Annotated in this window: 16 protein-coding genes; 10 read left to right on the top strand and 6 right to left on the bottom strand. The window is 73.9% G+C overall.

Features of this window, described 5'->3' with window-relative positions:
• Window positions 1–139 precede the first annotated feature (139 nt).
• Complete coding sequence (locus tag FGE12_RS20630; protein ID WP_153868247.1) at window positions 140–1,150, top strand: serine protease; 1,011 nt, start codon at window positions 140–142, stop codon at window positions 1,148–1,150.
• On the opposite strand, the gene FGE12_RS20625 is transcribed toward FGE12_RS20630, so the two are convergent.
• The 6 genes from FGE12_RS20625 to FGE12_RS20600 all read right to left on the bottom strand — a co-directional run bounded on the left by FGE12_RS20625 (window position 1,143) and on the right by FGE12_RS20600 (window position 7,299).
• A complete protein-coding gene (locus FGE12_RS20625; protein ID WP_153868246.1) occupies window positions 1,143–1,730 on the bottom strand; it encodes a DUF2378 family protein in 588 nt (195 codons plus the stop codon). The genes FGE12_RS20630 and FGE12_RS20625 overlap by 8 nt on opposite strands.
• A gap of 123 nt (window positions 1,731–1,853) precedes the next feature.
• The gene (locus FGE12_RS20620; protein WP_153868245.1) at window positions 1,854–2,342 is read right to left on the bottom strand and encodes a hypothetical protein; all 489 of its coding nucleotides are present in this window, start codon (window positions 2,340–2,342) and stop codon (window positions 1,854–1,856) included.
• A 33-nt stretch (window positions 2,343–2,375) separates the two neighbouring features.
• Window positions 2,376–2,876, bottom strand: coding sequence for a YchJ family protein (locus FGE12_RS20615; RefSeq protein WP_153868244.1), 501 nt, complete (start codon window positions 2,874–2,876; stop codon window positions 2,376–2,378).
• Between the two features lie 13 nt (window positions 2,877–2,889).
• A complete protein-coding gene (locus FGE12_RS20610; RefSeq protein WP_228530957.1) occupies window positions 2,890–5,088 on the bottom strand; it encodes a protein kinase in 2,199 nt (732 codons plus the stop codon).
• A 230-nt stretch (window positions 5,089–5,318) separates the two neighbouring features.
• Window positions 5,319–6,677: an OmpA family protein gene (locus FGE12_RS30785; RefSeq protein ID WP_153868243.1), complete on the bottom strand. Its 1,359-nt coding sequence runs from the start codon at window positions 6,675–6,677 to the stop codon at window positions 5,319–5,321.
• Between the two features lie 76 nt (window positions 6,678–6,753).
• Window positions 6,754–7,299, bottom strand: coding sequence for a lipoprotein (locus FGE12_RS20600; RefSeq protein ID WP_153868242.1), 546 nt, complete (start codon window positions 7,297–7,299; stop codon window positions 6,754–6,756).
• Between the two features lie 245 nt (window positions 7,300–7,544).
• On the opposite strand from FGE12_RS20600, the gene FGE12_RS20595 reads away from it, so the two are divergent.
• The 9 genes from FGE12_RS20595 to FGE12_RS31015 all read left to right on the top strand — a co-directional run bounded on the left by FGE12_RS20595 (window position 7,545) and on the right by FGE12_RS31015 (window position 21,297).
• Entirely contained in the window at window positions 7,545–7,946 is a 402-nt protein-coding gene (locus tag FGE12_RS20595) for a BlaI/MecI/CopY family transcriptional regulator (RefSeq protein ID WP_153868241.1), read from the top strand.
• Window positions 7,943–10,069, top strand: coding sequence for a M56 family metallopeptidase (locus FGE12_RS20590; RefSeq protein ID WP_153868240.1), 2,127 nt, complete (start codon window positions 7,943–7,945; stop codon window positions 10,067–10,069). Before FGE12_RS20595 ends, FGE12_RS20590 begins: the two co-directional genes overlap by 4 nt.
• 73 nt (window positions 10,070–10,142) lie before the next feature.
• Entirely contained in the window at window positions 10,143–11,261 is a 1,119-nt protein-coding gene (locus FGE12_RS20585) for a 4-hydroxy-3-methylbut-2-enyl diphosphate reductase (protein ID WP_153868239.1), read from the top strand.
• Between the two features lie 115 nt (window positions 11,262–11,376).
• A complete protein-coding gene (locus tag FGE12_RS20580; protein WP_370459083.1) occupies window positions 11,377–13,872 on the top strand; it encodes a DUF5916 domain-containing protein in 2,496 nt (831 codons plus the stop codon).
• Window positions 13,873–13,892: 20 nt separating this feature from the next.
• Window positions 13,893–15,203 (top strand): NCS2 family permease, encoded by a 1,311-nt coding sequence (locus FGE12_RS20575; protein ID WP_153868238.1) that lies wholly within the window; start codon window positions 13,893–13,895, stop codon window positions 15,201–15,203.
• Window positions 15,200–16,795, top strand: coding sequence for a hypothetical protein (locus FGE12_RS20570; protein ID WP_194798112.1), 1,596 nt, complete (start codon window positions 15,200–15,202; stop codon window positions 16,793–16,795). Before FGE12_RS20575 ends, FGE12_RS20570 begins: the two co-directional genes overlap by 4 nt.
• Window positions 16,796–16,944: 149 nt before the next feature.
• Window positions 16,945–19,665 carry a M1 family metallopeptidase gene (locus FGE12_RS20565; protein ID WP_153868236.1) on the top strand — a complete coding sequence of 907 codons (2,721 nt, stop codon included), beginning with the start codon at window positions 16,945–16,947 and terminating at the stop codon, window positions 19,663–19,665.
• A 77-nt stretch (window positions 19,666–19,742) separates the two neighbouring features.
• Window positions 19,743–20,285 carry a cysteine hydrolase family protein gene (locus FGE12_RS20560; RefSeq protein WP_153868235.1) on the top strand — a complete coding sequence of 181 codons (543 nt, stop codon included), beginning with the start codon at window positions 19,743–19,745 and terminating at the stop codon, window positions 20,283–20,285.
• A 16-nt stretch (window positions 20,286–20,301) separates the two neighbouring features.
• On the top strand, window positions 20,302–21,297 hold the full coding sequence (locus FGE12_RS31015; protein ID WP_370459082.1) for a GlxA family transcriptional regulator: 996 nt from the start codon (window positions 20,302–20,304) through the stop codon (window positions 21,295–21,297).
• Window positions 21,298–21,424 lie beyond the last annotated feature (127 nt).

Below are 21,424 nucleotides of genomic sequence, written 5' to 3'. Positions count from 1 at the left end.
GGGGAGCGCCGTATCTAACGGCCGGGGCAGACATCGCCAACCCCTGTCGTGCGCCCAGCGTGCATGCGGGCAAGGGAGCGCCCGGGCCTCCCCTGCGCCGAGGCTCCCCGCGCCCCCTCGGCCGGGGCATGTTCAGGGGATGAGCTCCCCTCTGCCCCCCAGCCACCTGCCCTCCCCGGAGCACATCGCCGCCGAGGCGTCGCGCGCGCTCGTGCAGCTGGAGATGCCCTTCGGCACCGCGGTGGGCTTCCTCGTGAGCGACGCGGCGGGGCGCGCCGGCTACCTGGTGACCAACCTGCACGCGGTGGCCGGCGCCGCCACCATCCGCGCCCTGCTTCCGGACGGGCAGCGCGTGGCGGTGCACGAGGTGGCGGGGCTGGATGCGCGGCACGACCTCGCGCTGCTGCGCGTGCCCGGTGTGGAGAGCGCTCCGCTGCAGGGCGCCGCCGCCGCGCCGCGCGAGGGGGCGCGCGTCTTCGTCGCGGTGCGCAGCGGGGGCAGCCCCGAGGGGCTGCTGGACACGCGCGTGCGCGCGGTGCAGCAGCTGGGCTCGAACTTCACCGCGCTGGAGCTGGGCGAGCCCCTGCCCACGCACGCCACCGGCGCCCCCGCGCTGGACGCCGCGGGGCGCGTGGTGGGCGTGGCCACCGCGGCCAAGCGCGACACGCAGGAGGTGACGCTCGTCATCCTCTGGCGCTACGTGCAGGCGCTGCTGCAGGCCCCCGCCGCGCTCCCGCTCACCTCGCTCGCGCGCCCGCTGCAGCAGGTGGCGCGCCCGCGCGAGGTGCCCGAGCACCCGCTCTCGCTGCTCGAGGGCTGCCCCCTGCCCGCGCTCGAGGCGCTGGCGAGCTCGCTCGCGCACGCCATCCGCGTGGGCGCCCCCGCCTACAACCGCGGCGACGCGGAGGGCTGCGCGCGGGTGTACGCGGAGACGGCCGAGCAGCTCGTGGCCGAGCGCGCCGACTGCCCCGGCCCCCGCGCCGCGCTGCAGGAGGGGCTCGCGCGCGCCCGTGCGCTCGAGGACCCGGACGACCGTGCGTGGAGCCTGCGCGACACCTTCGATGGGCTGCTGCTCGCGCTCGAGCGCTGGATGCAGGCGCGCGCCGCACCGCCCGCGCAGCGCCCGGCGCGCAAGGAGTACCTCAACTAGCTCCGGTCTCTGGCGCCCACGACACCGCGAGCGTGTAGTGGCGCTCGCCCTGCACCAGCAGCTGCACGAGCGGCGCCACGCCCGTCAGGCCCAGCACCTCCTCGATGACGCCCGCGACGAAGTCCGGCAGCGGCTGCGGGTCCTCCACCTGCGCCTGCCAGCGCCCGGGCCCCAGCGCGCGCAGCTCCAGGCGCATGTCGTCGCGCCCCGCGCGCAGGTACGCCGGCAGCCGCGCGAGCACGCGCTCCGCGCCGATGAGGGGCGCGGCCGCCGCGAACACCTTGCCCACCACCGTCTGCCCGAAGCCCTGCACGAACTGCCGGCCCAGCGCGCGGTACGCGAGCGGCGCGCTGAGCCCGGGGTGCGCGTGGCGCCGGGCCACCTCGAGCGCCTCGCGCCACACCGCGAGCGGGTAGCGCTCGCGGGGCTGCTCGGGGTCGTAGCCCACCTCGCGCAGGCCGGCGGCAAAGGCGCCCTCGGGGCGCAGCACGTTGCCGAACAGCCCCTCGAAGTCTCGCTGCGGGACGGGCCCCGCAGACTCCGCGTGGGCCCACTCCTGGGCCCCGGACGTCTGGCGCATGCTTCCCCCCGTGTGCAACGGCCGCTGCACCGCGCATCGTGCCCGGAGGGGCTGCGCCGCTGCCAGCCCCCTGCCCCGAGGTCCTGTAGGCAGATCCCTCGGAGCTGGAATGCTCGCGCCTGACTAGAAGGGCGCGTCCTCGTCGCCCGGGAAGGGCGGGTTGTCCGAGTCCCACGGGGCACCGCCGCCCCCGCCACCGCCGCCACCACCACCGCCGCCGCCGCCGCGCTGGCGGGCCATCTCGGCCTCGATCGCGGCGAGCAGCTGGCGCTCCTTGTCGTGCCAGCGCGCCTTGCCGGGGTCGCCGAGCGTGCGGCGGCACCCGTTCGCGTAGAACTCGAGGTCCTGCATGCTCGCGCCCTGGATGGGTGCGCCCTTGCTGCGGCCGTAGGGCGGGAACACCATCCCGTCCCCGCCACCGCCGCCGCCGCCGCTGCTCGCGCGCGCGGCCGGAGCCCGCGAGGCCTGCTGCACGGGCTGCGCGCCGATGCTCAGCTCTCCCATCTGGAGGCTGAAGCCCTCGCGCGTGCGCACCGCGATGCCCACCTGCACCTGCTCCACGCTGCCGTCGGGGCGCGTGACCGAGACCGTCACCGGGAATTGCTCGCTCATGGGCCCACCGTTTGCCCTCCCCACCCGCCCCTGTCAACGCGCTCGCGCGGCCTGCACGAGCGCGGGCCAGCGCGCGAGCGAGAGCCCCTGCGCGCTGCCGCCCGGGAGCTCCCGCAGCGCGAGCGCCTCGCCGCCCACGTAGCGCCAGCCGGTGCCGTCGTGCAGGAAGTCCGAGGCCTCCGCGAAGGAGTGCTCCTTGCCCGCGCGAAAGAGGCGCGCGAGGAAGAGCACCTGCGCGCGGCCGGCCGCATCCGGTGGCCGCGCGTCCAGCACCTCCAGGCCCGTGTAGTGGAACTGGCTCGCCGCGGCGCGCAGCTCGCGGGTGACCTCCGCCTCGGGGCGGGCGCGGTCCGGGTGCTGCGGGTGCAGCGTGCGCCAGAGGTAGGGCACGTCCCGCACGGCGAAGGCCGCGAAGCGCGAGCGCATCAGCGCGGGCGCGTCCGGCGCCTCCTCGAGGCCGCGGTGGAAGCGGCCGCAGCAGGCGGGGTAGCGCTGCTGCGAGCCGCAGGGACAGAGCTTGGGGGGCGAGGCCATGGCGCGCCCGAGTCTAGCGCACCGGCTCCTGCATCTCGGCCGTGAGCGCGTCGAGGGCGCCCGGGCCGAGCGCCCCGGAGGCGCGCAGCGCGGAGAGCGCCCGGGTGGCCTGCGCCGGCGGGGGCCGCGCGCTGCCGGCCGCCTCGAGCAGCGCGAGCGCGGCGTAGAGCGCCTGCGCGGCGCTTCCGGCGGCGGCCGCGGGCGCCGGCGCACCGGGCGCGCACACCGCGATGAGGCCCGCGTGCTCGCCCGCGTCCGCGCCCAGCAGGGCGCTCAGCGTGTCCGCGCCGGGGCGGGTGAAGCGCCCGCTGCCCTCCATGCGCGCCGCGAAGGTGGCCGCGTAGGCCACGGCCGCCGCGCGCTCCGCCTCCACGGGCCCCGAGCCCAGCCGCCGCGCCACGCCCCGCGCGAGCCGCGCGAGCGCGGGGCCCTGCTCGGCCGCGCCGCCCAGCATCCCGAGCGCGGCGTCCAGCACGCGCCCCTGCAGCTGCGCCGGGCGCTCGGCCGCCTGCGCCGCGGTGGCGAGCGCCGCCTCGTCCAGGAGCCGCTCGCGGGTGCCGGTGTGCCGGTCCGAGAAGGGCATCACCCCGGGCTCCGCCGCGGAGCCCGGCCCGGCCACGCGCGTCGCCCACGCGGGAGTGGGCACTTCCCCGCGGTAGAAGCGGCCGATCGCGTGGCGCAGCGCGCCCTCGGTCGCGAACACGCCGCGCACGCTCGCGCCGGTGCGGAACTTGAGCTCGTCCAGCCGTCCGAGGTTGCGCGGCTCGCGCATCGCGAGGACGAGCTCCCTGCCGGCCTGCGCGATGGGCACCGCCTCGAAGCGCTCGGCCTGCTCCATGGGCAGCGCGGCGAGCAGCGCGGTGGGCACGGGCATCGTGCGCAGCTTCTCGTCCGAGACGAAGGGCACGCCGGACTGCTCGCTGAGGACGCGCACCACGTCCTCCTCCGTCACCACGCCGTCCGCCACCAGCATGTCGCCCACGCGCCCGCCCTGGCGGCGCTGGCGCTCGAGCGCGGAGGCGAGCTGCGCCTGCGTCACCTTCCCGCTCGCCACCAGCAGCTCGCCCACGCGCCGGTGGGCCGCCGCGCCCCGAGCCCGGGGCGCGGCCGCGGCCGGGCGCGGGAGCCCCTGCGCGGGCGCCGGACGCGGGCCCGGCGCGGGCGGCGGCGCGGCGGCCGCACGCACGGCCAGGGGCGGCGGGGGGGCGGCAGCGGGCGTGGTGCGGGAAGCGCCCGCGCGCGGCGGCGTGCCGGACTCGAGGCGGATCTGCTCTCCCCCTTCGCTCGCGGCGAGCTGCAGGGGCGAGCGGCGCTCGGGGAAGACGCGCGCGAAGAGCTCGCCCAGCTCGCTCGGGCCCACGCGCAGGCGGTGATCGAAGAGGAAGTCGCGCAGCGCGTCCGAGAGCTCGCGCGCCCTCTGGTAGCGCGCGCCGGGGTCCTGCGCGAGCGCGCGCGAGAGCACCTGCCCCAGCGCGGGCGGCACCCCTGGCAGCGGCGCGAGGGTGCGCACGTCGAACTCGGAGATGGCGCGCAGGGCCTGGAAGTAGTCGGGGTCCCCGAAGAGCTGGCGCCCCGCGAGCAGCTCGTAGAGCAGCAGCCCGAGCAGGAAGATGTCGGAGCGCTGATCCGTCTCGCCGCGCAGCACCTGCTCCGGCGAGACGTAGCCGCTCTTGCCCTTCACCATCCCCGCCTGCGTGTGCGAGCTCGCGTTGGCCGCCTTGGCGATGCCGAAGTCCGCGAGCTTCACCTCGCCCGCCGCGCTCACCATCACGTTGGAGGGGTTCACGTCCCGGTGGATGACGTTCAGGGGCTGCCCGGCCGCATCCGTGCGCCCGTGCGCGTAGGCGAGCCCCTCGGCCACCTGCTGCACGATGAAGCAGGCCTCGCGCACGCCCAGCGCCACCCCGCGCTGCGCCGCCTCGCGCTGCAGCGCGCGCAGGTTCTCGCCGTCCACGAACTCGAGCACCATGTAGTAGCGGCCGCCGAGCGCGCCGAGGTCGAACACCTGCACCACGTTGGCGTGCTGCAGCGCCACCGTGAGCTTCGCCTCGCGCAGGAACAGCTCCACGAAGCCGCGGTCCTCGGCGAGGTTGGGCAGGATGCGCTTCACCGCCACGGGCTTCTCGAAGCCCTCGGCGCCCACGCCCACTGCGAGGAACACCTCGGCCATGCCGCCGGTGGCCAGCTTGCGGATGAGTCGGTAGGTCGCCAACGCCAGGGCCCCGGGAGCACGCGCGCGGACGCGTGCGCCGCGCCGTCGGAGCGCGAGGCTACGCCAACCGCCGGGGCCGCAGACAGACGGGTGGAAAGCACCCCGGCCCTCCCACCTCCCCGCACCTGCGGCGCCCGAAGCGGCGCGGGCCTCCGCCCCGGCGCGCGGGGGGGCGGCGCGCGCAGCGGGGACGGAGGCCCGGCCTGAAGCGGGACGGCGTGGAGGGTGGCCTAGGGCCGCGGCGGAGGCGGCGGCTCGGACTGGGGCGGCGCGGGCTCGTCCGGCGGGCGCGGCGTGGCCTGCTCCTGGCGCTCGGGGCCCAGCGGCTGCTGCGGCGGCGGCGTCACGTCGCCGGAGCCACCGGTGCCTGCATCGGTCGCGTTCAGGTCGCCGGAGCCGCCGGTGCCGGGCTCGGGCAGGGGCTGTCCCACCTGACCGGAGCCGCCGGTGCCCGGGGGAGGCGTCGCCTCACCGGAGCTGCCGGGCGGCGGCGGCGCAGGCGGCTGGGCGGTGCTGCCGGTGCCGGGGGCGGGCGGTTGCGCGCCCGCGCCGGAGCCGCCGGTGGCCACGGTGCGCTCGAGCACGATCTCCACGCGGCGGTTGTTCGCGCGGCCCTCCGCGGTGCCGTTGGAGGCGACGGGGCGCGACTCGCCGAAGCCGCGCGCGCGGATGCGGTCGCCGGGCACGCCCTGGTCGATGAGGTAGTCGCGCACCACCTCGGCGCGGCGGTCCGAGAGCTCCTCGTTGAGCGAGTCCGGGCCCTGGCTGTCGGTGTGCCCCTCGATGAGCAGCGGGTTCGTCGCCTTCTGCAGGGCGTCTGCCACCTCGTTCAGGCGGCGCTTCGCGGCGGGCAGCAGCTCACTGCTGCCCGAGCGGAAGAGCACGCTGCCGGAGAGCGTGAGCACGAGGCCGCGCTCGTCCTCCTTCACCTTCACCTGCTTGATGGCGCGCAGCTGGGCGGCGGCCGCGGACTCGGCCTGCGCGGCGCGCTGCTCGGCCTGGGCGCGCGCCTGGCGCTCGGCGTCCAGCTGGGCGTTGAGCTGGTTCATGCGCGCTTCCGCGTCCGCGAGCCGCTGCGCGCGCTGCTGCTCCTCCTGCTGGGCCTGGGCGAGCTGCTGGTCGCGCGCGGCCTGCTCCTGCTGCGCGGCCACCTCCGCCTGGCGCCGCTCGGCCTCCTCGCGCATCGCGTGCGCCTCGTTCAGCTGCGAGCGCGCCTGCTCCAGCTCGGCGCGCAGCCGCGCCTGGTCCGAGCTGCGCGCGGCCTGCAGCTGCTGGTCTGCCTGGGCGCGCTGCTGCTCGGCCAGCGCGAGCTGCGCGCGCGCCTCGGCGATCTGCGCCTTGCGCAGCGCCACGTACGAGAGCGTGCGCGTCTGCTCCGAGTCCTTGCTCTTCTCGTAGGAGCGGTTCGCGGCATCCAGCGCCTCGCGCGCCTGCGCGAGGTAGGCCGGGCTGTACTGCGCCGCGGGCCCCGTCGAGGCGCGCTGGAACGCATAGCGCGCATCCAGCAGCTCGCGCGGCATGCCCCCCGCGCAGCCTGCCAGGGCGGCCGCCCCCAGCACTCCCCACGTCCAACGCTTCCATCCCTGCATGGCTTCTCCAGTTCTCTTCAGATGTCTTCAGATGTCTTGGGGGCTCAGGCGGGCGCGGCGGCTGCGCGCGCGCGGCTCAGTACGGGGTGGGCTGCGGCGTCGCCGGGGGCGAGCCCGTGGCGGGGGCGGCCGTGGGGTCCTGCACCGGCTGCGGCGAGGCAGGCTGCGGCGACTGCGTTGCCGGCGCGGGCGCCGCGGGCCGGGCGGCGGGCTGCGGGGGCTGCGCGGGCTTGGCTGACGCGCCGCTGCCACCGGTGGCCGGTGGGGCCGTCTGGGGGTTGTTCTGCAGGGCCTTCACCTGCTCCATCGCGCGCTCGGCCTCGGCGCGCGCGGGCGCCTCCTTCGCGAGCGCGAGGGCGAGCTGCGCGTCCGCCTCGGCGCGCTGCAGGTAGAGCGCCGCCTGGTCGCGGTCGCCGCCGTCCAGGAGCTTGCGCGCCTCGGCCGTCTGCTCCTTCGCCAGCTGCAGGTGGCGCGCCGCGTCCGGCACCTGCACCGCCCCGGCCTCCTCCGCCTCGCGGATGGAGACCTGCGAGTCGACCAGCGCCCCGGTCGACACGTTCTGCGTCCCCGCGCAGCCTGCCAGCCCTGCCAGCAGCCCTGCTCCCAGAATCACTCGTCGCATCACTCGTCACTCCCGTCTGGGCCAGCGGCCCGGCGAGCCCCTCGCGGCCCGGGGCCCGTCCTCGGCCATCGCTCCATTCGAGATGTGCATCTCCCAACAGGCCAACAACCGCCGGCCTGGGCCTGTCCTGCTGCCGGGCAGCCGGGCTCCCGCTCGGGCTGGACCCCGGTACTACGAAGGCCTTCGTTGACATTACGAATCCCTTCGTACATCTTCCCCTCACGATGCGAGCTGCGAGGGCCGAGATGAACGACGTGAAGCTGCCGAGGCCGACGGACAGTGAGCTGGGGATCCTGCGGGTGCTGTGGCGCCGCGGCCCCAGCACGGTGCGCGAGGTGCACGAGGCGCTGCGCGAGGCGAGCGGCGGCGACGGGGCGAGCGGCTACACGACGACGCTCAAGCTGATGCAGATCATGGCCGACAAGGGCCTGGTGGTGCGCGACGAGACGCAGCGCGCCCACGTGTACGCGGCGCGCGCCACCGAGCAGCGCACGCAGCGGCAGCTGGTGAGCGACCTGCTGGAGCGCGCCTTCGGCGGCTCCCCGGCGCAGCTCGCGATGCAGGCGCTGAGCACGAAGCGCACGTCCCCCGAGGAGCTCGCGCAGCTGCGCCAGCTGCTCGACAGCCTGGAAGGAGAGGAGCAATGAGCCCGGTGCTGCCCAGCCTGGTGTCGTCGAGCCTGAGTCCCTTGCTGTCCACGCTCCCTGGAGCCCCCGTGCGCACCGCGCTGCTCGAGGCGGTGGGCTGGGCGCTCGTGCACTCGCTGTGGCAGGGCGCAGCGCTCGCGCTGATCACCGCGCTCGCGCTGCGCTGGGTGGACCGGCGCGCCGCCGCCCTGCGCTACGCGCTGGCCTGCACGGCGCTCGCGCTGATGCCGGTGCTCGCCCTGGCCACGGCCCTGCACGCGTACGTGCCGCCCGCGGCGCCGGACGCGGAGGCCTGCTGCGAGGTGGCTGCGCAGCCCGCGCTCTCCGCGCCGGCGGTCCATGCGCCGCGCGCCCCCGTGGTGCTCGAGGCCGTGGAGGCGGCGCCCGCCGCGCTGCCGGACGCGGGCCCCTCCCTCTTCGAGCAGGTGCAGCTGCAGCTGAGCCTGGCGCTGCCCTGGCTCGTCTTCGCGTGGGCGCTGGGCGTGGCGCTCTCGGCGCTGCGGCTCGCGCGCGGCCACGCGCGGCTGCGGCAGCTGGTGCGCGGCGCGGAGGCGAGCCCGCCCGAGTGGCAGGCGCGCCTGGACCGGCTCGCCCAGCGCATGGGGCTCGGCCGCGCGGTGGCGCTGCTGCAGACGCAGGGCCTGGACGGCCCGGCCACCCTGGGCTGGATCGCGCCGGTGGTGCTGGTGCCGGTGAGCGCGCTCGCGGGGCTCCCGGCGCGCCAGCTGGAGATGGTGCTCGCGCACGAGCTCGCGCACATCCGGCGCCACGACTTCGCGGTGAACCTGGTGCAGGCCTTCGTGGAGACGCTCTTCTTCTACCACCCGGCGGCGCACTGGCTGGGGCGCGCGGTGCGCGAGGAGCGCGAGCACTGCTGCGACGATCTCGCGGTGGAGGCCTGCGGCAGCGCCGTCTCCTACGCACGCGCCCTCACCGCGCTCGAGGCCCTGCGCCTGCCCGCAACCGCAGGCGCCCTGCCCGCGATGTCCGCCACCGGCGGCAGCCTCGCGCAGCGCGTTCGCCGCCTCGTGCTGCCCTCGCGCACCACCTGCCGCACGCGCTGGGCCGCCGGCGCCTCCGCGCTCACGCTCGCCAGCAGCCTCGCGGTCGCGGCGCCCCTCTCCCTGCTCGTGCTCCCCGCGGTCGTGCCCAGCGTCGCCCAGGCCGTGGTGCCCCCGCCGGAGACCTCGCCCGCGCCGGAGAGCGAGCTCGCCCGCAGCCTCCCCTCGGACCTGCTCGCCCAGAACACGCCTGCCGCGCCGCCCGCCCCGCCCGCGCCGCGCGCAGCTCCTGCCGCGCCCGCGGCTCCTGCGGCCCCCGCCGCGCCCGTCTCGTCGAAGGACAAGGTGAAGGAGAAGTCCAAGGACAAGGAGAAGGACAAGGAGAAGATCAAGGAGAAGGTCGTGCAGGGTGACGACCGCGATGCCGACCCGGACGACGACGCGGATGTCGACACCGACGTGGACACCGACGACGACCGCGACGAGGCCCCGGACCAGACGCGCGTGGGCAGCGGCCCGCTCTCGGTGGACCAGCTCATCCGCCTGCGCACCGCCGGAGTGGACGCGAAGCGAGTGCAGGAGATGCAGGCCATGGGCTACACGCCGACGGTGGAGAACCTGGTGCAGTTCGGCCACGCGGGGGTCACCCCGGAGTTCGCGCGGGACATGAAGGCCGCGTTCGGCCGGAACCTGACCGCCGACGAGCTGGTGAACATGCGCAACCTGGGCGTGACCAGCCAGTTCGTCGCCGCGCTCAAGGCGCAGGGGTACACGGGCCTCAAGCCGGAGGAGGTCACCGAGGCGCGCGCCGTGGGCGTGAGCGAGGACTACATCCGCGAGCTGGGCCAGCTCGGCTACGGGAAGCTCCCGCTCGAGCAGCTCAAGCAGCTGCGCGCCCTCGGCGTGAGCAGCGACTACGTGAAGGAGCTGCAGCAGGTCGGCTACTCCAAGCTCTCCGTGAAGGAGCTCTCCAAGCTGCGCGCCATGGGCGTGACGGCCCCCTACGTGCGCTCGCTCAAGGACGCGGGCTTCCAGCAGCTCAGCGTGGACCAACTGGTGCGCCTGCGCGCCAGCGGCGTGGACGGCGACTTCGTCCGCGGCCTGCAGGGCTCTCGCAAGTAGCCGCCGCGCTCCACCGCCGTCCCATCTGCCGCCCGCGCGCCCCGCTGCGCGCGGGCCCTACCGGAGGTCTGCCATGCGATGCACCCCGCTGACGCTGCCCCTGCTGCTGCTCTCGCTCCTCGCCCTCTCCACCGTCCGCGAGGCCGCCGCGGCCCCGTCCCCGGCTCCTTCGACGCCCCGCCCGAACACCGGCACCGAGGAGAAGGGCGCATGGACGGGCGAGCTGCGCCAGGACCGGCTGCAGCTCAACTTGGACCGCCCGCACGACGGGGAGCACGGCGGCAACCACATGGGCTTCCCGGTGCGCCTGGACGCGCTCAAGGGCCTGGACCCGAAGGCCTCCGGTGAGCAGAGCTTCCAGCTGGTGCGCGAGGCCGGCACGCTGCAGCTCGACGGCCGCTTCTCCGAGGGCCGGGGCGCGGGCTTCTACCAGTTCACCCCCAGCGCCACCTACCTCCAGACCATGGCGGGGCTCGGCTTCAAGGACCTGGGCGAGGAGGACCGCCTCAGCCTCGCCGTCTTCGACGTCTCCACCGCGCGCGTGAAGGAGCTGCAGAGCCTGGGCTTTCGCGGCATCACGGGTGAGGAGCTGGTGAAGACAGGCATCTTCGAGGTCACCCCGGACTTCGTGCGCGCGATGCGCTCGCGCGGCTACACCTCGCTCACCCTGGACGAGCTGGTGACGGCCCGCATCCACGGCGTCACGCCCGAGTTCATCGACAGCATGGGCAAGCTGGGCTTCCAGAAGGTCGCCTTCGACGACCTCGTCGCCATGCGCATCCACGGGGTCACCCCGGAATACGTGCAAGCGATGCGCGCGCGCGGCTTCAAGGCCCAGGACCCGGACGAGCTGGTCAGCCTGCGCATCCACGGCGTCACCCCCGAGCGTATCGAGGCGCTCGCGGCCGCCGGCTACAAGAACCTGAGCGGGGACGACCTGCAGGCGATGAGCATCCACGGAGTCAGCCCGGAGTTCATCCGGGAGCTCGCCTCGCTCGGCTACAAGGGCCTGAAGCCGGACGACCTCGTGACCATGCGCATCCACGGTGTGAGCCCCGAATACATTCGCGAGATGCGCGAGGCGGGATACAAGGACCTCACCCCGGACCAGCTCGTCCAGATGCGAATCCACGGAATCGATCGCGAGTTCGTGCGTTCGGTGTCCGGAGGCAAGGGCGAGCAGAAGCACTAGTCCAACGAAGGCCCGGGCCGGAAGGGTGTGCGTGTTCCGTCAGTGGGCCGTTTCCAGCGCGCTGTGCGCCTTGCTCGCCTCCCTCCCCGCCCTCGCGGCGGTGGAGGGTCCGGGCGTGAACCTCTTCGTCCAGACGGCGCGTGCCCAGGGCCCCATCGCGGTGGACGGGCAGCTGGACGAGGCCGACTGGGCCCGCGCCCCCGCCTTCGACGCTTTCGTACAGCGCTACCCGGACGCGGGCCGCGCGCCCAGCGAGCGCACCGAGGTGCGCATCCTGTACGACGCGGAGAACGTCTACTTCGGCATCACCTGCTACGACTCGCACCCCGAGCTCATCAGCCGGCGCCTCGGCCGCCGCGACAGCGACCTCTTCGCGGACGCGGTGCAGGTGATGCTGGACCCCACGCACGATCACCGCACCGCGTACAGCTTCTACCTGAGCGCGGGCGGCGTGCAGGGTGACGGGCTCTTCTACGACGACCGCTTCTACACCCCGGACTGGGACGGGGTGTGGGCGGGCGCCTCGGGCAGCCGCCCCGACGGCTGGACGGCCGAGTACGCCATCCCTCTCTCGCAGCTGCGCTTCCCCTCGGCCCCCATCCAGACCTGGGGCTTCTCGGTGCGCCGGGACATCCCGCGCAAGAACGAGGAGATCGAGATGGTGGACAACCCGCGCACCACCAACGCGAACGTGTCGCGCATGGGGCACCTGCGCGGGCTCGAGGGCGTGTCCTCGCGCAACGCCGTGGAGCTCTTGCCCTACGTGGCCGCGCGCGCGGGCCTGCAGCCGCAGTTCTCGGACGCGGCCCAGCCCCACCCGCGCCTCTTCAACCCCGCGATGGACGTGGGCCTGGACCTGCGCACCGCGCTCACCAGCGACCTCACCCTGAACGCCACCGTGAACCCGGACTTCGGGCAGGTGGAGGCGGACTCGCTGCAGCTGAACCTGAGCACCTTCGAGACCTTCTTCCAGGAGAAGCGCCCCTTCTTCACGCAGGGCCTCGAGCTCTTCCAGGCGGTGGGCAGCGAGACGGGGCGGCCGCCGCAGTCGCTCTTCTACTCGCGGCGCATCGGCCTGCAGACGCCCATCCTCGCCGCGGGCAAGGTGACGGGCACCGTGAGCAAGGGCGTGGAGGTGGGGCTGCTGGACGCGTACGTGATGGGGCCCGGCCTCGAGGGCGCGAGCGAGGAGGCTCCGGATCGCCGCCCCGGCTTCCACCCCGAGCGCCCCTTCCACCTCGGGCTGAACAACGAGCTGCCCGGGCGCACCCCGGTGTCCACCAACTACCTGGCGGCCGTGGCGCGCGCGAGCGTGGGCAAGAACTCGCGCGTGGGCGGCACCTTCACCTCCGCGCTGCCCATGAGCGGAGGCTGCACCGCAGACGACCTCGTCCTGGACGAGGACCTGCAGCCGCTCGCCTGCCTCGGGCGCTACGGCAACGCGGGCGCGCTGGACTTCAACTTCAAGAGCCCGGACAGCGCCTACGGCGTGCTGGGGCAGGTGGCCGCGTCCCAGGCCGTGGCCGGTCCCCCTGCGCGCACGCTGCGCGACGGCACGGTGCTCAGCCGCGGGGACGTGGGCGCGGGCACCTACGTGCGCGCGGGCAAGTTCGGCGGCGAGGGCTTCCGCTTCGACGTGGGCTACGACTATGCGAGCCCGCGCCTGGACCTCAACGCCACCGGCTTCCAGCGCATCCAGAACATCCACTCGGCGCGCGCCGCGGTGCGCTACGCGCGCCCCAACGGCATCGGCAAGCTCAAGGGGCTGCAGCTCAACTTCGGCGGCGGCTCGGACTGGACGGCGGATGGCCAGCTCAACCGCGGCAGCTTCCTCAACTTCAACGGCAACGTCACCCTGCCCTCCTTCGACCTGGTGGGCGTGGAGACGGGCCTCAACGTGGGCGGCTACGACATCCGCGAGATCGACAGCGCGGGCGTGCCGCTGCAGAACCCGAAGTCCGCCTTCTGGGCTGCCTTCGCCGAGACCAACCCGAACCGCGCCGTGTCGCTCGCGGGCAACGTGGCGCTCGGGTACCACTATGCCGCGGGCCCGAGCCCCGGCGCCTGGGGCTGGGGCGGCGAGCTCACGCTCAAGCTGCGCCCGCACCCCGCGGTGGAGACGCAGATCACGGTGGCCGATGACGGCACCCCGCATGCGGCACGCTACGTGGATACGCTTTCGGACGGCCGCTTCCTCTTCGGACAGCTCGACTCCCAGTTCCTCTCCGTCACGCTGCGCCAGAGCTGGGTCATCACCCCGCGCCTCACCTTGCAGGGCTACGCCCAGGTGTTCACCGACTACGGCCACTACAACGCCTACTACGAGGCCACCTCGGACGCCGCGCGCCGCCCCATCCGGCTCGGCGAGCTCGCGCCCTCGGCGGTGAACGGGGACGCGGACTTCTACGACGCGGCGCTCAACCTGAGCGCGGTGCTGCGCTGGGAGTACCGGCTCGGCTCCACGCTCTTCCTCGTGTACACGCGCGCGCAGCAGGGGCTGCCCACGGCCGAGGGCGCGCAGCCCTACGCGACGCTCGCCCCGAAGGATCTGTTCGCAGGTCCCGCCAACGACGTGCTGCTGCTGAAGTGGACGTACTACTGGGACGCCTGAGCCACTAGGCTCGGGCTCCCATGAACGCACTCGATCGGCACTTCCGCATCACCGAGCGCGGCTCGAGCGTCCCCACCGAGCTGCGCGCAGGCCTGGTGACGTTCCTGACCATGGCCTACATCCTCTTCGTCAACCCGCAGATCCTCGGGCAGGCGGGGATGCCGCCGGCGGACGTGACGGTGGCCACCGCGCTGGGCGCGGCCTTCGGCACGCTGCTGATGGGCCTGTACGCGAACTTCCCCTTCGCGCTCGCGCCGGGCATGGGGCTCAACGCCTACTTCACCTACGGCGTCGTGCTGGGCATGGGCGTGAGCTGGCGCACCGCGCTCACGGCGGTGTTCGTGGAGGGGCTGCTCTTCATCGTGCTCGCGTACGCGGGCATCCGCACCGCGCTCATCCGCGCGATTCCCCTGCCCATCAAGCTCGCGACCACCGCGGGCATCGGGCTGTTCCTCGCGATCATCGGCCTGAAGAACGCGGGCCTCGTGGTGGCGAGCCCCGCGACGCTCGTGCAGCTCGGAGACCTGCACAAGCCCGGCGCCCTGCTCGCGCTCGGAGGGCTGGTGCTCATCGCCGCGCTCACCAGCCGCAAGGTGAAGGGCTCGCTGCTCATCGGGATCGCTGCGGTGACTCTGGCCTCGTGGGCGCTGGGGCTCGCGCACCCGCCCTCGCAGCTGTTCAGCCTGCCGAAGCTGCCGCGCGAGACGCTGTGGGCCTTCGACTTCGGCTCGCTGATGACCGGCAAGCTGGTGGGCGTGGTCATCGCCTTCCTCTTCGTGGACATCTTCGACACCGCGGGCACGCTGATCGGCGTGGGCCGCGCCGCGGGCTTCCTGGACAAGAACGGGGAGCTCCCGGGCGCGACGCCCGCCTTCGCCGCGGACGCCGTGGGCACCACGGTGGGCGCGGTGCTGGGCACGAGCACCGTCACTGCCTACGTCGAGTCCGCCGCAGGGGTCGAAGAGGGCGGGCGCACGGGGCTCACCGCCGTCACCGTGGCCGTGCTCTTCCTCTTCGCGCTCTTCTTCATCCCGCTGTTCAGCGCGATCCCCGCGGTGGCCACCGCGCCCGCGCTCATCGTCGTCGGCGCGATGATGATGGGCGCTATCGGAGAGCTGAGCTGGAGCCGGCTCGACGAGGGCATCCCTGCGTTCCTCACGGTGGCCCTGATGCCCTTCACCTACTCCATCGCGAACGGCATCGCGGCAGGCATCGTCTCCTACAGCGCCATCAAGCTGGTGAGCGGGCGCGGGCGCGAGGTGCACCCCATCGCCTACGTGCTCTCGGTGCTGCTCGTGCTGCACTACGCGTTCGGGGTGGGTGGGGCGTGAAATCCGTGGCAGTGAGCGAGCGCGACGTGGCGGGCTCGCTGTCGCGGGGCTTCCTGTATGGGAGCCTGCCCTTCGTCTTCCTGATGGGCGGCGTCCTCGCGTGGATTCTGCTCGAGCACCAACCTGCGCCGCTCGGCTCGGGCGAGCCGTTCACGATCTCTGATGTGGACTACTCCGTTCCGCTCTCCACTCGGCTCCTCGGACTGAGCGCGTTCGTATGTGCACTCGTGCAGGCGGTGCTCTGCTTCCGCTGGGGTAGCTCCGGGCGGCGCGCTCCACGGCTCACCCTGGTGCTGGCCGCCATGCCCTGGGCTTTGGGCTCGCTGCATATGGGTTGGGGTTGGGAGCATCAGGTCCTGGCGCTGATGTTCGCCGCAGGCACGGGCGGCATCGCCACGCTCGCAGCCGGCGTCTCCGAGTTGCTCGCGGTCCAGGCCGCTGCAGCCGGCGCGACGGCCGCGCTCCTCGGCTCACTGCTCGCCGTGGTGGCGCTCGACGCCTGGAGGTTCCGGGCTGCGCCCCCGCCTCGGTGGACGCCCGCCGGAGTGCTCCTCCCCCTGGCGCTTCTGGTCGCCTGGGTCAGCGTTGCAAGTGAGACGCTGGCCTCGCGCGCCGGTGTCGAGTTCTTCTCCAGCATTGCGGAGACCGGGCTCGACAGCTGGAAGGCATCGATGGACACCGATGCCCGAAGCTGGGCCTGGCTGCAGATGCTGCAGCTGGGGGCAGCCGCGGCCGCGCCCCTCGCACTGCTGCTGCTCGGCAGGAAGGGCATTGCGGTGCGGGGCTCCCACGGGTCCCGATCGCTCGCCTGGGGCGCCGTCCTGCTCGCGGCGTTGCAAGTGCTCCACGTGCTGGAGGTGCGGCGTGTCCTCTCGCAGGTCGTCACGTTCGTGCAGGCAGGAGGGGCAACCGAGCCCCCCGCGGCCTTGTGGACGGGAGCGACTCCCGCTGGCGATGCGCTCGATGACGGGGGCCTCAGGCCTTCGCTGAGCCTCGGCGCCGACGGCGTGTCGCTGCCCGGCACGCCGCGCGTTCGCTGGGAGGCATCGGGGCGCGGCGCGGACGAGGCGCTGTCTCGCTACAGGCAGGAGCTTGCCGTAGCGCTCGCGGGGCCTCCGGTTCCTCCCACCTCCCTGTCGGTCGCGCTCGAGCCCGACGCCACGCTGAGCTCACTGCTCTGCCTCGCCGGCGCGGCGCGACGCCTCGGCGTGGGCGCGGTCGAGCTCGCGTCGGGCCCCGAGCAGCCCGTGTCACCGGCCACGCGCCAAGCGCTCGCCCACGTCAGCCCGGCGCTGGGCAGTGCCTTCTCTTCCTTGGTCCGCACGCACCCTGCGCTGTCACTCCAGGCCGGGTGTCGAGACTCGCACGCCGAACACAAGGCGTCCCTGACCCTCAGCCCGACGTCACCGCCGGACGAGGCGGCATTGAAGCGAGCACGGCCCTTCAGTGGGTGGCGCTGCGTCGCGCTGAACGTGTCAGGGAGCGCCACCATTTCGGACCTGCTTCGTGTCCTCGACGACCTGGGCGAAGACAGCGAGCTGGCACTTGCCCCGGAGAGCGAGGCGCAGTGCCAGGCAAAGGACGCCCACTGAACCGGAGCTATCCAAGCTTGGCCCGAAGAGTCGCCTTCGGTTCCGTCGCGTAGGAGACCGTGTGCGGCCTTCATCCGTGATTGATGTCTGCCAGGAAGTCCTGACGCCGTGGCACGCGCGGCCCCGCCTGCGCTAGACCCAGGGCCCCCATGCCCGCACTGCGCTCGACGCTGCTCCCGCTGGTCCTCCTCCTGGGTGCTCCTCTCGCCGGCTGCGCCCGCTCCCGCGCCGCAGCCTCGCCGCAGCCCGGTGCGCCCGCACCGCAGGTGGCCGCTGCTCCCGTCGCGCCCCGCGGCCATCCCACGCCGCCTGCGCTGCGCCTCAGCGAGTACGTGAAGCCCACCGCCTATGCGCTGGAGCTCACGCTGCGCCCGGAGCAGCCGCGCTTCGAGGGGCGCGTCACCATCGACCTGCAGCTCTCGCTCGCCACCGACCTCGTGTGGCTGCACGGCAAGGGCCTGACCATCACCAGAGCGTCCGCGCAGCTGGGCGACAAGCAGGTGCCGCTCGAAGCGCTCCAAGCAGAGGGAGACTTCCTGGGCTTCGCCGCGCCGCAACTGCTGCCCGCGGGCAAGGTGCAGCTCCGCATCGACTACACGGGCCCGCTCTCCGAGCGCGAGGTGGAGGGACTCTTCCGCGTGAAGGAGGGCGACGACTGGTACGTCTTCTCCTACTTCGCGCCCATCGCCGCGCGCCGCGCCTTCCCCTGCTTCGACGAGCCGGGCTTCAAGACGCCCTGGACGCTGACGCTGAATGTGCCGCGGGACGTGATGGCCGTGGCCAACACGCCGCAAGTAGAGGTGCACCCGCGCGCCGATGGCCTGCAGACCTTCCGCTTCGCGCCCAGCGAGCCGCTGCCCACCTACCTCGTGGCCTTCGGCGTAGGGCCCTTCGACGTGCTGGAGGCGAAGCCCTCCGGGCAGCGCAAGGTCCCCACGCGCATCATCACGCCGCGCGGCCGGCGCGTGGAGGCCACCTACGCGGCGGAAGTGACGCCGGAGGTGCTGGGCCAGCTGGAGCGCTACTTCGGCACGCCCTACCCCTACGCGAAGCTGGACGTGATGGCGGTGCCGCTGCAGCGCGGCGCGATGGAGAACGCGGGCCTGGTTACCTACGACTCCTCGCTCATCCTCAGCAAGCCGGAGCAGGACACGATCGCCCGCCAGCGCGGCTTCGCGAACACCCAGATGCACGAGCTCTCGCACCAGTGGTTCGGCAACTGGGTGACCATGGCGTGGTGGGACGATGTCTGGCTCAACGAGTCCTTCGCCACGTGGATGGCCTCGCACCTGGTGGCGCAGTGGCAGCCCACCTGGGGCGAGGACCTGCGCCGCGTGGCGAGCCGCAACCTCGCACTCGAGGTGGACAGCCTCTCCACCGCACGCCGCGTCCGTCAGCCGGTCGAGCGCCTCGACGACATCTACAGCGTCTACGACCCCATCAGCTACATCAAGGGCGCCGCGGTGCTGCGCATGACGGAGGCGTGGCTCGGCGAGGATGCGTTCCGCCGTGGGGTGCGCAGCTACCTGGGCGCCCACCCGCACGGCAGCGCCACCGTGGGCGACTTCGCGAAGGCACTCTCGGCCGAGGCCGGCCGCGACGTCGCCCCGGTGCTCGGAAGCTTCCTCGACCAGACCGGCGCACCGCTGCTGGGCGTGCAACTGCAGTGCGCGAAGGACAAGGCCCCGGCGCTGCGCCTCACCCAGCAGCGCTACGTGCCACTGGGCAGCAAGCCCGGCGCTGCGCAGACCTGGCACCTGCCGCTGTGCGTGCGCTACGGCGGCCCCACCGGCGAGGCCCGGCGCGCGTGCACCGTGCTGGAGGCCGCGCAGGGTGAGCTGCTGCTGGAGGGCGCGAAGGGCTGTCCCGCGTGGGTGATGCCGAACGCGGATGGCGCGGGTTACTACCGCAGCGCGCTCGAGCCCGCTGAGCTGCGGGCCTTGCTCGGGCCGCACGCGAAGAAGCTCACGGCGGAGGAGCGCGTGGCGCTGCTGGGCGATGCGCGGGCCCTGGTGCTGGCCGGCCGGCTGCCGATCACCGAGGCGATGCAGTGGGTGCGCCAGTACGCAGGCGCGCCCGAGCGCGAGGTGGTGCTCGCAGCCGTGCGCCTGATGGGCGTGCTGCGCAAGGAGCTGCTGCCCGCGTCGCTGCTGCCCGCGCGCGAGCGCTTCGTGCGCGAGGTGTTCCAGGCCCGTGTGCGCGCACTCGGGCTCACTGCGAAGCGCGGAGAGAGCGAGGACGCGCGCCTGCTGCGCCCGAAGCTGGTGACGCTGGTGGGCCAGGACGGCCGCGACGAGGCGCTCATCCGCCAGGCGCAGGGGCTCGCGCGCGGCTGGCTCGCGAATCCGGCGAGCCTCGAGGCGGAGCAGGTGGACCCGGTGCTCGCGGTGGCGGTGGCGGGCACGGACGCGGCGCTGCACGCCGAGCTGCTCGCGAAGATGAAGACCACGCCCGACCGCAAGCTGCGCCAGCAGCTGATCGCCGCGCTGTCGCAGGTGCGCGAGCCCTCCCTCGTTCGCACGCAGCTGGAGCTGCTCCTGCAGCCGGAGCTGGACCTGCGCGAGGGCATGCCCCTGCTGGCGGGAGCCGCGGGGGACGTGCGCACGCGGCAGCTCGCGTACGACTTCACGAAGGCGCACTACGACGCGCTGGCGGCCCGGCTGCCCGAGACCTCCGTCGCGCGGCTCGCTGCGCTGGCCGCAGGCTTCTGCAGCCCCGAGGCGCGCGACGACGCAGAGGCCTTCTTCGCCCCGCGCCTGGCGAAGGCCCAGGGCGGGGCGCGCGCACTGGCCAACGCGCTGGAGGCGGTGGACCAGTGCATCGCGCTGAAGGCCGCGCAGGGCGCGAGCGCCGAGGCCTCCCTGCGCTAGCACCCTTGGCCCGAATGGTCCCCTTCCTGTCCGCGGCGCACCTCGACGCCGCGGGTGGGCAGGGGTACTCATTGCCCATGACCGACACCGCTCTGCTCCTCGTCGACGTCCAGCGCTCCTTCGAAGTCCGCCCCTACTGGAGCGAGAAGGACCTCCCGGCCTTTCGCGACCGGCTCCTCGCGCTTATCGAGGGCTGCAAGGCCCGAAAGGTCCCCATCGTCCGCATCCTCCACGTGGAGGACGAGGGCGCCTTCTCGCTCGCCTCCGGCCTGGTGAAGCCCATGGCCTGGCTCCCCGAGCACCACGACGTGCTCTTCCACAAGCACGTGCACAACGCCTTCACGGACACGGGGCTCGACTACTGGCTGCGCACGCGCGGCATCAAGAAGGTGATCGTCACCGGCATCCGCACCGAGCAGTGCTGCGAGACGACGACGCGCGTCGCCTCGGACCTGGGCTACGCGGTGGACTACGTCACCGAGGCCACCCTCACCTTCCCGATGACGCACCCGAACGGGCGCACCTACTCCCCCGAGGAGCTCAAGGAGCGCACCGAGCTGGTGCTCGAGGGCCGCTTCGCCTCCATCAAGACCGTGACGCAGTGCCTCGCGGGGCTCTGAGCTAGGCTGGGCGCCCGTGCAGCTCGACGTCTACTTCGTCCTCACCCCGCGCTTCCTGATGCTGGACCTCTCGGGTCCGGCAGAGGCCTTCGCGTACGCCGTGCGCCACGGTGCGCCCTTCCGGGTGCACTGCGTGTCGCCCACGCCCACGGTGAGGAACGCCCTGGGCTTGAGCGTGGGAGACCTCGAGCCGCTGCCGGACGCCCTCCCGCCCGGCGCCCTCGTCTTCCTCACCGGAGTGATGGGCGCGGCCACGGGCTACGAGAACCCCGAGTCGCGCGCGGTCGTCGCATGGCTGCGGCGCGTGCTCACGCCGCAGCAGCGGCTCGCCTGCGTGTGCTCCGCGGCGCTGCTCGCCGGAGAGGCGGGGCTCCTGGACGGGCGCCAGTGCACCACGCACCACTCGCTCACGGGCCGCCTGCGCGAGCTCGCCCCACGCGCCGAGGTGCTCGAGGACCGCGTCTTCGTCGAGGACGGCGCGGTGTGCACGAGCGCAGGCGTGACGACGGGCATCGACCTCGCGCTGCACCTCATCGAGCGGCACGCGGGCGCGGTGACGGCGCAGACCGTGGCGCGCGAGCTGGTGGTGTGGCAGCGGCGCACGAGCAACGACCCGCAGATCTCCCCGTGGCTCGCCTTCCGCAACCACCTGCACCCCAGCGTGCACCGGGTGCAGGACGCGCTGAGCCGAGCGCCGGAGCGGCCGTGGCCCCTGGAGGAGCTCGCCCGGCTCGCCCACACCAGCGTGCGCAACCTCACACGCCTCTTTCGCGAGCAGACCGGCACCACCATCGTGGACTACCAGCAGCGCATCCGCGCGGCGCAGGCGCGCCAACTCCTGGAAGACCCGCGCATGTCCGTGGAGCAGGTGGCTGAGCGCGTCGGCTTCGGCTCCGCGCGAGCGCTGCGCCGCGTCTTCGTGCAGGTTTACGGCGCGCCACCGCGAGCGCGACGCCGTAGCGCTGCCGCAACGCTCACTGCGCGCACGGCCGCACGGCGCACGCGCGTGTGACACCTTTTGCGAAGAGGTGCGAGGTCGAGCCCCGCACGCCTCGGGCAAGGGGCGGACACGGGAGGGGACGGGCTCGTGCCGATGACGCCGAGTGCGCGCGGGCCTCGCCGTGCGCGGCGCACCGGGG

Origin of the sequence: Aggregicoccus sp. 17bor-14, assembly GCF_009659535.1 — a bacterium.
Lineage (GTDB): Bacteria > Myxococcota > Myxococcia > Myxococcales > Myxococcaceae > Aggregicoccus.
Note: the sequence above shows the minus strand (reverse complement) of the source record. Positions and strands in the feature narration are given on the sequence as shown.

Bases quoted from the DNA above. Each gene is read 5' to 3' on its own strand.
- FGE12_RS20615 (WP_153868244.1), bottom strand. From the start codon at position 2,876: ATGGCCTCGCCCCCCAAGCTCTGTCCCTGCGGCTCGCAGCAGCGCTAC.
- FGE12_RS20560 (WP_153868235.1), top strand. From the start codon at position 19,743: ATGACCGACACCGCTCTGCTCCTCGTCGACGTCCAGCGCTCCTTCGAA.
- FGE12_RS30785 (WP_153868243.1), bottom strand. From the start codon at position 6,677: ATGCAGGGATGGAAGCGTTGGACGTGGGGAGTGCTGGGGGCGGCCGCC.
- FGE12_RS20625 (WP_153868246.1), bottom strand. From the start codon at position 1,730: ATGCGCCAGACGTCCGGGGCCCAGGAGTGGGCCCACGCGGAGTCTGCG.
- FGE12_RS20630 (WP_153868247.1), top strand. From the start codon at position 140: ATGAGCTCCCCTCTGCCCCCCAGCCACCTGCCCTCCCCGGAGCACATC.
- FGE12_RS20620 (WP_153868245.1), bottom strand. From the start codon at position 2,342: ATGAGCGAGCAATTCCCGGTGACGGTCTCGGTCACGCGCCCCGACGGC.
- FGE12_RS20590 (WP_153868240.1), top strand. From the start codon at position 7,943: ATGAGCCCGGTGCTGCCCAGCCTGGTGTCGTCGAGCCTGAGTCCCTTG.
- FGE12_RS20565 (WP_153868236.1), top strand. From the start codon at position 16,945: ATGCCCGCACTGCGCTCGACGCTGCTCCCGCTGGTCCTCCTCCTGGGT.
- FGE12_RS20585 (WP_153868239.1), top strand. From the start codon at position 10,143: ATGCGATGCACCCCGCTGACGCTGCCCCTGCTGCTGCTCTCGCTCCTC.
- FGE12_RS20600 (WP_153868242.1), bottom strand. From the start codon at position 7,299: ATGCGACGAGTGATTCTGGGAGCAGGGCTGCTGGCAGGGCTGGCAGGC.
- FGE12_RS20575 (WP_153868238.1), top strand. From the start codon at position 13,893: ATGAACGCACTCGATCGGCACTTCCGCATCACCGAGCGCGGCTCGAGC.
- FGE12_RS20595 (WP_153868241.1), top strand. From the start codon at position 7,545: ATGAACGACGTGAAGCTGCCGAGGCCGACGGACAGTGAGCTGGGGATC.